13 protein-coding genes are annotated in these 8,992 nt (G+C 66.8%); 11 read left to right on the forward strand and 2 right to left on the reverse strand.

Annotation, left to right across the window (positions count from 1 at the left end):
- The first annotated feature begins 87 nt into the window (after positions 1-87).
- The 4 genes from ACFRAQ_RS21355 (at position 88) to ACFRAQ_RS21370 (ending at position 2,051) form a co-directional block, all read left to right on the forward strand.
- Positions 88-669 carry an NADPH-dependent FMN reductase gene (locus tag ACFRAQ_RS21355; RefSeq protein WP_379102073.1) on the forward strand — a complete coding sequence of 194 codons (582 nt, stop codon included), beginning with the start codon at positions 88-90 and terminating at the stop codon, positions 667-669.
- Positions 670-678: 9 nt separating this feature from the next.
- Positions 679-1,143, forward strand: a complete 465-nt coding sequence (locus ACFRAQ_RS21360; RefSeq protein WP_379102075.1) for a YybH family protein — start codon at positions 679-681, stop codon at positions 1,141-1,143.
- A gap of 102 nt (positions 1,144-1,245) precedes the next feature.
- On the forward strand, positions 1,246-1,800 hold the full coding sequence (locus tag ACFRAQ_RS21365; protein WP_379102078.1) for a dihydrofolate reductase family protein: 555 nt from the start codon (positions 1,246-1,248) through the stop codon (positions 1,798-1,800).
- 8 nt (positions 1,801-1,808) lie between these two features.
- A complete protein-coding gene (locus tag ACFRAQ_RS21370; protein WP_379102081.1) occupies positions 1,809-2,051 on the forward strand; it encodes a hypothetical protein in 243 nt (80 codons plus the stop codon).
- On the opposite strand, the gene ACFRAQ_RS21375 is transcribed toward ACFRAQ_RS21370, so the two are convergent.
- Complete coding sequence (locus tag ACFRAQ_RS21375) at positions 2,032-2,253, reverse strand: hypothetical protein (protein WP_379102083.1); 222 nt, start codon at positions 2,251-2,253, stop codon at positions 2,032-2,034. The two genes, ACFRAQ_RS21370 and ACFRAQ_RS21375, sit on opposite strands and share 20 nt — an antisense overlap.
- A gap of 433 nt (positions 2,254-2,686) precedes the next feature.
- Here ACFRAQ_RS21375 and ACFRAQ_RS21380 point away from each other — a divergent pair, with 433 nt between their 5' ends.
- The 5 genes from ACFRAQ_RS21380 (at position 2,687) to ACFRAQ_RS21400 (ending at position 6,981) form a co-directional block, all read left to right on the forward strand.
- Positions 2,687-4,138 carry an amidase gene (locus ACFRAQ_RS21380; protein WP_379102085.1) on the forward strand — a complete coding sequence of 484 codons (1,452 nt, stop codon included), beginning with the start codon at positions 2,687-2,689 and terminating at the stop codon, positions 4,136-4,138.
- 79 nt (positions 4,139-4,217) lie between these two features.
- The gene (locus ACFRAQ_RS21385; protein ID WP_379102088.1) at positions 4,218-5,117 is read left to right on the forward strand and encodes a virginiamycin B lyase; all 900 of its coding nucleotides are present in this window, start codon (positions 4,218-4,220) and stop codon (positions 5,115-5,117) included.
- Between the two features lie 166 nt (positions 5,118-5,283).
- A complete protein-coding gene (locus tag ACFRAQ_RS21390; RefSeq protein ID WP_379102090.1) occupies positions 5,284-5,700 on the forward strand; it encodes a nuclear transport factor 2 family protein in 417 nt (138 codons plus the stop codon).
- A gap of 97 nt (positions 5,701-5,797) precedes the next feature.
- Entirely contained in the window at positions 5,798-6,088 is a 291-nt protein-coding gene (locus ACFRAQ_RS21395) for a hypothetical protein (RefSeq protein ID WP_379102092.1), read from the forward strand.
- Positions 6,089-6,174: 86 nt separating this feature from the next.
- Positions 6,175-6,981 carry an LLM class flavin-dependent oxidoreductase gene (locus tag ACFRAQ_RS21400; protein WP_379102094.1) on the forward strand — a complete coding sequence of 269 codons (807 nt, stop codon included), beginning with the start codon at positions 6,175-6,177 and terminating at the stop codon, positions 6,979-6,981.
- Between the two features lie 186 nt (positions 6,982-7,167).
- Here ACFRAQ_RS21400 and ACFRAQ_RS21405 read toward each other — a convergent pair whose 3' ends face one another.
- Positions 7,168-7,404 (reverse strand): hypothetical protein, encoded by a 237-nt coding sequence (locus ACFRAQ_RS21405; RefSeq protein ID WP_379102096.1) that lies wholly within the window; start codon positions 7,402-7,404, stop codon positions 7,168-7,170.
- Between the two features lie 351 nt (positions 7,405-7,755).
- Between ACFRAQ_RS21405 and ACFRAQ_RS21410 the strand changes: the two genes are divergently transcribed.
- Entirely contained in the window at positions 7,756-8,634 is an 879-nt protein-coding gene (locus tag ACFRAQ_RS21410; protein ID WP_379102098.1) for a DUF5753 domain-containing protein, read from the forward strand.
- Entirely contained in the window at positions 8,631-8,822 is a 192-nt protein-coding gene (locus ACFRAQ_RS21415; RefSeq protein WP_379102100.1) for a DUF397 domain-containing protein, read from the forward strand. The genes ACFRAQ_RS21410 and ACFRAQ_RS21415 overlap by 4 nt, the downstream gene beginning before the upstream one ends.
- The last annotated feature ends 170 nt before the right edge of the window (positions 8,823-8,992 follow it).

Below are 8,992 nucleotides of genomic sequence, written 5' to 3' on the forward strand. Positions count from 1 at the left end.
GGTCAGGGTGACGGGCGGCGGCCTGACATTCCGGACGGCTGCTTCGTCGGTTGGGCAAGCAACGTTCAGTAGAGCAGGAGTTCGGTCATGACCAGAATCGGCATCATCCTCGGCAGTACCCGGCCCAACCGCAAAGGCTCGCAGATCGCCCGCTGGGTGCGGGACCAGGCTTCGACGCGCGGCGACGCCGACTACGACCTGATCGACCTGCGCGACCACCCCCTCCCGCACTTCGACGAGCCCGTCCCGCCGATGTTCGGCCCTTCCGCGAACGAGTCCACCCGCGCGTGGGCCGAACGCATCGCCGCCTGCGACGGGTTCGTCATCGTGACCCCCGAGTACAACGGCGGATATCCGGGGGTCGTGAAGAACGCCCTCGACCACCTGTTCGCCGAGTGGAACAACAAGGCGGTCGGATTCGTCTCGTACGGCGTCAACGGCGGCGCTCGCGCCGTGGTGCAGCTGCGCGCGGTGTGCAGCACCCTCGGCATGGCGGATGTCGGCTACCAGGTGGGGATTTCGGTCCTCACCGACTTCGAGAACCAGACCACGTTCGTCCCGAGCGCCGCACACGCCGCCACCCTCGGCAAGACCCTCGACCAGCTGATCGCCTGGACCGGCGCGCTCGCGCCGCTGCGGTCCGCCGAATCCACTCTCGTGAACTCCTAGGAGCGAATCATGAACGCATCCAGCAACGTTCGATCCGACGGCACCGCCTCGGAGGAGGCCGCGATCCGCGGGCAGATCGACAGCGTGATGAAGGCCCTGCACGCCGGGGACCTCGAAGCCATCCGCCACGCCTACACCCCCGACGTCATCTCCTTCGACGTCGAACCCCCACTCCAGCACGTCGGCATCGAAGCCAAACTCGCGAACTGGTCAAAGGTTTTCCAGTTCTTCGAAACTGTGAACTACGAACTCCGTGACCTGACCCTGACCATCGGCGCTGACGTCGCCTACGGCCACGCCTTCGCCCGCCTTTCCGGCACAGCGAATTCCGGCGACCGAATCCCCGGCATGTGGGTTCGCGTAACCTACGGCCTCCGCAAACTTGACAACACGTGGCTCATCGCCCACGACCAGGTCTCCGTCCCCTACGACGTCACCACCGGCACCAGCGCCATCGACCTCCAACCCGAGTGATTCCGCCCCGCTGTATGTCCCGGCCACGGCCTCCGGGTGCGATGATGGCCGGGATCCGCAGCGCACCGATGAGTTTCGAGCGTCGAGGAGGTCTACTCAGCTATGCGGAAACTGAGCTATGGCATCAGCGTGTCCCTGGACGGGTACATCAACGATCGCGACGGCAATATCGACTGGACCGACCCGGATGAGGAACTTCACCAGTTCCACAACGATCGGTACCGCGAGATCGACATTTCCCTGCACGGTCGTCGCCTCTATGAATTGATGGCGGACTTCTGGCCCCACGTCCCCGCGGACGAAGGGCCGATCATGCGCGAGTTCGGGGAGCTCTGGACCGCCAAGCCCAAGTACGTGTTCTCCCGCACCCTCACCGAGGTCGAGTGGAACAGCACCTTGGTCAGTGAGAACGCGGTCGACGTGGTCCGCAGGCTCAAGTCCGAGGGTGACGGCGTCATGGAGGTCGGCGGCGCGAACCTGGCCGCCTCCCTCATCCCCCACGACCTCATCGACGAGTACCAACTCTTCGTAGCGCCCATCATCCTCGGCGGCGGCACCCCCATGTTCCCCATGCTGGACAAACGCATCCCACTCCGCCTGGTCGAGACACGACCCTTCAACACCGTCCTGATGCAGCGCTACCTCGTCGACCGATAGGGAGTGCGATGCCGATCGATATCCGGGAGTTCATGCGCCGAAACCCGTACCCGGGGAGGGTGATCGGCTTCCGATCCGACGGCGTCACCATCGAGCTGAACCACCAGTTCACCCCGGTCGCGTTCACCACGGCCGATCCTCTCGTCGAGGCATGGGACGCCGTCGACCCGCGCTATCGGGTCGCCGCGGCGGGGATCACCTTCGACAGTGGCGTCGCGGTGGCGAGGGAGGTCAGCGGCCGCGTCGGCTGAGGACGCCGGAGAGCCAGCCGACGCCGAAGGTCACCAGGAGTACCAGCCACATGGGGGAGCGAATGGTGAGCAGCAGGAATTCGATGTCGACGCGGTGGCGGTTCTCGGCGATGAACACCAGGGCCAGGATGGCCAGAGCGATGGCGAACCACTGCTTCATGGAAATACGGGAAAGCAGTGATGGCTTGGTGTTTTCGGCCATGACCGGCCTCCTGATGGGGTTGTCGCGCGTCCGGGCTCGCCCTCGCGTGAGTGGCCAATAGGTGACTTCGGTGCAACGCGGTGTGCAGCGGCGATCCTGCCGGAGCAGGATACAGGCAACTCTCAGCTATCTATTTGTCGGTTCAGCGTAGCCGCTCAGGGCCGTTCTACGCATGTATTTCCCGGATCGATCCGGCGACCGACCGCCCGCACCCGCGGATGAAGGGGCCGCCGGGTCCGGCTGTGACATCTATCCCGTTGTGCCGAAAGGCACTTCATGGCTCGGCCCCATGTATTCGGCCCGGCCGACGTCGTGACCTGGGATATGGCAGAACGAATCCGACAATTCGCGCCGAAGGACACCCGTTGGGCATTTCTCGTTTGCGAGAACCGGCATTTTATGGCTGTTGTGGCAGGCCAATAGCGTCGTATTCATGCAATGGAATCTTCGATCGGCAGAAGAACTCGCGGCCGCGTTGCGGCGCGGCGCGGTGACCTCGGTGGAACTGACCGACGAGGCGATCGCCGCCATCGAGCGCGACGACAAGGCGATCAACGCGATCTGTGTACCCGACTTCGATCGTGCGCGGGCCGCCGCACGCCACGCCGACGAGGCCCGCGCCCGCGGCGAGGATCGGCCGCTGCTCGGCATCCCGGTGACGGTCAAGGAGTCCTACGACATGGCGGGACTGCCCACGACCTGGGGCATCCCACAGCACGCGAACCATGTTCCGGCCGAGGACGCGGTCCAGGTGTCGCGGTTGAAGGCCGCCGGCGCGGTGCTGCTCGGTAAGACGAATGTGCCGCTGATGCTGCGAGACATCCAGACTTTCAATGACATCTACGGCACCACCAACAATCCGTGGGATCACAGCCGCACGTCGGGTGGGTCGTCCGGTGGTTCGGCGGCGGCGCTGGCGTCCGGGTTCGGCGCGCTGTCCATCGGCTCCGACCTCGCCGGTTCGCTGCGCACCCCCGCGCATTTCTGCGGCATCTACGCGCACAAGCCGTCGCTGGGACTGGCGCCGACCCGCGGCATGGTCGCGCCGCCCGCGCCGGCCCTGCCGATCGACCTCGACCTCGCTGTCGTCGGTCCGATGGCCCGCACTGCCCGCGACCTCACGCTCCTGCTCGACGTGATGGCCGGACCGGACCCGCTGACCCACGGCATCGCCTACGACCTCGCTCTGCCGCCCGCGCGTCACGAGCGGCCGGCCGACTTCCGGGTCCTGATCATCGAGGACCATCCGCTGATTCCGTCCGGATCGGCGGTGCGGGCGGGCGTGAACCGGGTCGCGGACGCGCTCGCCGACGCGGGCGCCCGCGTCGAACGGCACAGCCCGCTGCTGCCCGACCCGACCGAAGCGGCGACGGTCTACATGCAGCTCATGCTGTCGAACGCCGCCGCGAACCTTCCCGTCGACGTGTACGAACAGCTGCGGATCCGTGCCGCCGCCCTGGGCGCGGACGACCGGAGTCTCGATGCCGCGCGGGTGCGCGGCATGGTGCTCAGCCACCGCGAGTGGGTCGAGACGAACAACCGGCGCGAACTCCACCGCCACGCCTGGCGGCGGTTCTTCACCGAGTTCGATGCCGTGGTGTGCCCGATCACGCCCACTCCCGCCTTCCCGCACGACCACAACGGCAGTCTGGAGAATCGGCACGTCGACATCGACGGCGTCGAGTACCCGTACTTCGACCAGCTCGTCTGGGCCGGCATGGCCACCATGCCGGGGCTGCCCGCCACCGCTGTCCCGACGGGCCTGTCCCCCGAGGGACTGCCGGTGGGGGTGCAGCTCATCGGCCCGATGTTCGAGGACCGCACCCCGCTGCGGCTGGCCGAACTGCTCGAAGAGCAGATCGGCGGCTTCCGGGCGCCTCGGTGAGCGCACCGAACCAGACCCTGGCCGGAACACCGGCTGACATCGAACTCATCGCTGCCGAACACGATGTGGAGGAGTCCCTTTGACCCAGGTATCCATCGAAGAGCACGCTGTGGCCGACAGTGCGGCCGGACCCTACGCCCTCACGGCGGGGCCGGACGGCGCATTGTGGTTCACCCTCGTCCACAGCGCCCGGATCGGCCGACTGGTCCCCGGCGAGCAGCCGACGAGCCACCCGCTGGACCCCGGCTGCGGGCCGACCATCATCACACCGGGACCCGATGGCGCGCTGTGGTTCACCGAGTACCAGGCGGACCGGATCGGGCGCATCACCACCGACGGCGTCATCGACGAATTCGGTCTGCCCGCAACGGGTTCCGGTCCGTTCGGCATAGCGGCGGGACCCGACGGCGCGTTGTGGTTCACCGAGACCGCCGCCGACCGCATCGGCCGGATCACCGTCGACGGCCGCATCACCGAGTTCTCACTCCCTGTCGCGGGCGCCTTCCCCTCGGCGATCACCGCCGGCGGCGACGGCGGAATGTGGTTCACCCTCAACCAGGCGAACGCCATCGGACGCATCGGCATGGACGGCGAGATCGCCCTGCACCCCCTGCCGACGGCGGCCGCGGCCCCGGTCGGGATCGCCGCCGGGCACGCCGGCGAGCTGTGGTTCGTCGAGATCGCCGCCGGTCAGATCGGCCGGATCACCCCCGACGGTCAGATCACCGAGTTCCCGCTGCCGGACCGCGCCGCCCGCCCCCACGCCGTCACCGTCGACGCCGACGGCACCGTCTGGTTCACCGAATGGGGCGGCAACCGCGTCGGCACGATCACCCCCGACGGTGCCCTCACCATCCACGACCTGCCCACCCCGCACTCCGAACCGCACGGCATCACCCCCGGTCCCGACGGCGCCGTGTGGACCGCGTTGGAGATCGGCGCGCTGGCTCGCATCGCCCCGGCGCGCAACGCTTCCTGACCGGACTGTCCCCGGCCGCGGGAGTGTCGGTCCTGGCTGGTGCCGACACCCGCCAGGACCGAAACGACCCTCAACCGTTCCATTCCTCGGTGCTAACGTTGCCGCTGAGGTGCGTTCTCTTACCTGTATTCACCGCGTGAAACGAGACAGGGCGAGGAGTGCTGTGGTGACTGACTCGAACGATCCTATGGAGACGGTGCGCCGCTACGTCGATGCGTTCAACAACGGCGACGAGAAGGCGATGGTCGCGGCGTGCGCCGACCCGATGCAGATTCTGGACGGGATGTCGCCGCACGTGTGGCAGGGGCCGACTGCCGCGGCGGACTGGTGGAGGGATGCGCTCGCGGAAGGCGAGCATCTCGGAGTTTCCGACTACCGCATCGAACTCGGTGAACCCCATCATGTCGATATCGCCGACCCGACCGCCTATGTCGTTGTCCCGGTGACCTTCGGCTACAACGTGCGGGGCGAACCGGTGCTGCAAACCGGCGCGGTCTTCACCCTGGCCTTGCGCAAGGTCGACACCGACTGGCTCTTGACGGCCTGGGCCTGGGCGAAAGGCCAAGTGCAACAACCCCACTGATCCGCCCGCTCGCGGGTGATCCTGCGGTCGGCGCTCGTGGGTGATCCCGCGGTCGGGCGGTCCGTGGTTGTCGGTGTCCGTCCTTATCGTTGGGCACATGACCGACATCGGGCCCCTGGCCGCTTCCACCCGGGCCACCTTCGGCTCGCCGGGTGTGCACGCGGTCGTTCGGCGTGGGCGCACCGTGCACGCAGTCAGCCTCGGCCAATGGGTCGAGGGGGAGGAAGTGCCGGAACTGTTGTGCCACACCGGGATCTCCGGGTGGGATCCCACCGCGCTGGAACCGACCCGGGCGGACGTCACCTGCGCGAGGTGCCTGCGCCGCCTCGGAGGCGCCGCCCCCTCACGGCAGATCCCGTTGTTCGGCGAGGAGACCTGGGGCGGGTAGTTCGCCGGGGTTTCGTGGTGGCCCGATGAATTTCGGCGGCGTGCGGCGTCGAATCCTGTGGGTAGACCTAGAGACAGGAGATCGGGATGACGAGGCCGTTTCGATTCGGGGTTGTCGCGCCGCTCAGGAGTGACGTCAAGGCTTGGCGGGAGCAGGCTCGGCGGGTGGCGGGGCATGGGTATTCGACGTTGTTGATGCCGGACTTCCCGCAGTTACAGCCCGCGCCGGGGCCGATGTTGGCGACCGTCGCGGCGGAGACCGATCTGCGGGTGGGGACTTGGGTTTACGCGTCGCCGTTGCGGCCGGCGTGGTTGACGGCGTGGGAGGCGCATTCGCTGTCGCTGGTGACCGAGGGACGGTTCGAGATGGGGATCGGCGTGGGGCGGCCGGGGATCGCGGAGGAGTTGGCGGGGAAGGGGGTCGACGGTGTGCCCTCGCCGGGGCAGCGGTTGGCGGAGATGCGGGAAGCGGTGCGGATGCTGCGGGAATTGGATGGGCCCGAACGGCATACGCCGGTGGCGATGGCTGTGTTCGGGCCGAAGGCTCGGGCATTGGCGGCGGAGGTCGCGGATACGGTCACGCTCGCGTTGGGGGATCAGCCGCGAGGGGAGGTCCAGAAGCTGGCGCAGGAGTTTCGCCACGCCGACGGGCCCGAGCTCGCGCTGGCCGTGCCGGTGGTCGGGGACACGGTCGCGCCGCACATGGCGCCGCCCACCACCGACACCGCCGCGTGGCATGCGGCCGACGCGGTGACCGTGCTGCCGGACGACCCGGCGGCCGCGATCGACGAGATCCAGCGGCGCCGAGAGGAGATCGGGTTCTCCTACTTCGTATTCGGCGCCCACGTGGCGGACCGGTTCGCTCCCGTCGTGGCCGCGCTCGCCGGGCGTTAGGCGGGGCGCGGTCGATCCCCGGCAGGCCAGATGTTCCAGCCGGGGCCGCGGCCGCGCACCATCCGCTGGACGGCGGACTCGTAGTGCCGCTTGGCATGACAGTCGTCGGCACACGCCCGGTGACGGTCCCACCCGGCCTTCGCCTCGACGAGAGTCGCCGGAGGGCGGTGGGGTGCGCGGTGGCGGTCACCGGTCACGCGGGACACGGTTCGACTCCGTTCGGGCGGCGGGGAACGGAATGACTTTGGCGGACTTCCGCCGCTCGGGCGCGACCCGGATGATCTGACTCGCCGCCATCTTCCGCTCACACAGCGCGGTGAGGCAATCGCGATGCAGAACAAGCGATTCCATGGCCTCCGTGGAGTTCATCGTCGGCTCGTCGTCGCCGACGTCGCAGTCCTCCAATCGGTCGTAGGAGTCCATGGGGAATTCACCTCCCGCCGCGCGCGCATTGCTTTCCGCCCCCGGCGGTGACGGCCGCGGGGCCTATTTCCATACCGACCGGAATTTCTCAGATCCTCGACCAGGCAGACGACGAGGATTATTGCCCCAGCTACGGACAAGAACGTCAAAGCCCAAGCATCCCAAGGCATTACGGCTCCCAGTTGCTTCCGATGAATGTTCGGTACGTCAAGGATGCACCCAAGAGTATTGCGGCGATACGTGCATGGCCAACGTCGCGCCGAATAAGATAGAAGTGCGTTCCGCACGTGTGCGTAAGGAACATTCCCCAGATAGCGAGGCTAACAAATGGCCGGTTTGACGGTCTCTCGCATGGATTTCGGCAATTTCATGAAGTCGGTGCGATCGAAAGCTCCTCGGACAGCTCTGTCGGCTGCGGCGGCGCATCTCGAGGTCACCAGGTTCGTTCTGATGCGGATGGAGGAGGGCTCCCCGACCAAACTCACGAAGCCACAGGTCAAGGATCTGCTCGAGTACTACCACGCGGCGCCGGCGGACCGAGTCGAGGCGCTCAGACTCCTGGACGAGGTCCGCGCCCAGGACAGCGCCGCCAAAGCACAAGGGAATTCGAAGGGCTTCTGGAAGGCCTACACGGATCAGGTGGCACCGAACTTCGAGAAGTTCCTACGGCTCGAGGGCGTGGCGGATGTGGTCATCGTGCACCAGCCGGTGATCGTCCCCGGCATCCTCCAGTCACCCAACTATCGGCGGGCGATCATCCATGTCACCGAGCCCAGCCTGTCCGCGGTGGATACCGAACGGCGGATCGAACTGACCGCCAAACGGCAAGCCCGCTTGAACGAATCCGGATTCCGGTTGGAAGCGTTCATATCCGAAGCGGTTCTGCGGAACCGGCCGGGCTCTCCGAAGGTCATGGTGGAACAAATGCACTGGCTCGCGGAGGCCGGTACCCGTGACAACGTCGAGCTTCGCTTGATTCCGTTCGCGGTCGGCCCGCACCCGGGGTTGATCATGCAGGCCTTCATGCTGCTCGAAATCCCCAAGGGCACAAGCGGTATGGCATTGCCGCCGGTGGTATTCGCGGAAGGAGCCATCGGCAGCGTCTTCCATGAACACGACGATGAGGTCAACGAATATCGAAGGGCGATCAACGGTCTGCGAGCGGTAGCGTTGTCACCGGATGACACCAGGGATCTGGTGGTCCGAACTGCAAAGGAGTACGCGGCATGAGCAAGCCGGTCATGGGCGAATGGTACAAATCGAGCTTCTCCGATTCCGGCAAGCAGTGCGTCGAAGTTCGGCACGACGCAGCGGCCACGCTGGTGCGCGACACGAAGGACGGCGGGCTCGGGCCGATCCTGGAGTTTCCCGCGACGGTGTGGTCCGACTTCATCGACAGCGGCATCTGGAATCGCTGACAACCCCCGCGAATGGCGAAGCCCCCGTACGGATTTCTTGGGTTCTAGTAGTGGTCGCAACATCCCAGCTCAAGGGGTGTAGTGGACTTTCAGATTCGAGAGGACCGGGGGCGGCATAGCGGCGGGCGGCCGTTGACGCGTGAGCGCGAGGCATACTTCGAGCTCATGCG

This window comes from Nocardia sp. NPDC056611 (assembly GCF_042792755.1).
Lineage (GTDB): Bacteria > Actinomycetota > Actinomycetes > Mycobacteriales > Mycobacteriaceae > Nocardia.

Coding starts and splice junctions, on each gene's coding strand:
- ACFRAQ_RS21355 (WP_379102073.1), top strand. CDS start 88: ATGACCAGAATCGGCATCATCCTCGGCAGTACCCGGCCCAACCGCAAA.
- ACFRAQ_RS21360 (WP_379102075.1), top strand. CDS start 679: ATGAACGCATCCAGCAACGTTCGATCCGACGGCACCGCCTCGGAGGAG.
- ACFRAQ_RS21365 (WP_379102078.1), top strand. CDS start 1,246: ATGCGGAAACTGAGCTATGGCATCAGCGTGTCCCTGGACGGGTACATC.
- ACFRAQ_RS21370 (WP_379102081.1), top strand. CDS start 1,809: ATGCCGATCGATATCCGGGAGTTCATGCGCCGAAACCCGTACCCGGGG.
- ACFRAQ_RS21375 (WP_379102083.1), bottom strand. CDS start 2,253: ATGGCCGAAAACACCAAGCCATCACTGCTTTCCCGTATTTCCATGAAG.
- ACFRAQ_RS21380 (WP_379102085.1), top strand. CDS start 2,687: ATGCAATGGAATCTTCGATCGGCAGAAGAACTCGCGGCCGCGTTGCGG.
- ACFRAQ_RS21395 (WP_379102092.1), top strand. CDS start 5,798: ATGACCGACATCGGGCCCCTGGCCGCTTCCACCCGGGCCACCTTCGGC.
- ACFRAQ_RS21400 (WP_379102094.1), top strand. CDS start 6,175: ATGACGAGGCCGTTTCGATTCGGGGTTGTCGCGCCGCTCAGGAGTGAC.
- ACFRAQ_RS21405 (WP_379102096.1), bottom strand. CDS start 7,404: ATGGACTCCTACGACCGATTGGAGGACTGCGACGTCGGCGACGACGAG.
- ACFRAQ_RS21410 (WP_379102098.1), top strand. CDS start 7,756: ATGGATTTCGGCAATTTCATGAAGTCGGTGCGATCGAAAGCTCCTCGG.
- ACFRAQ_RS21415 (WP_379102100.1), top strand. CDS start 8,631: ATGAGCAAGCCGGTCATGGGCGAATGGTACAAATCGAGCTTCTCCGAT.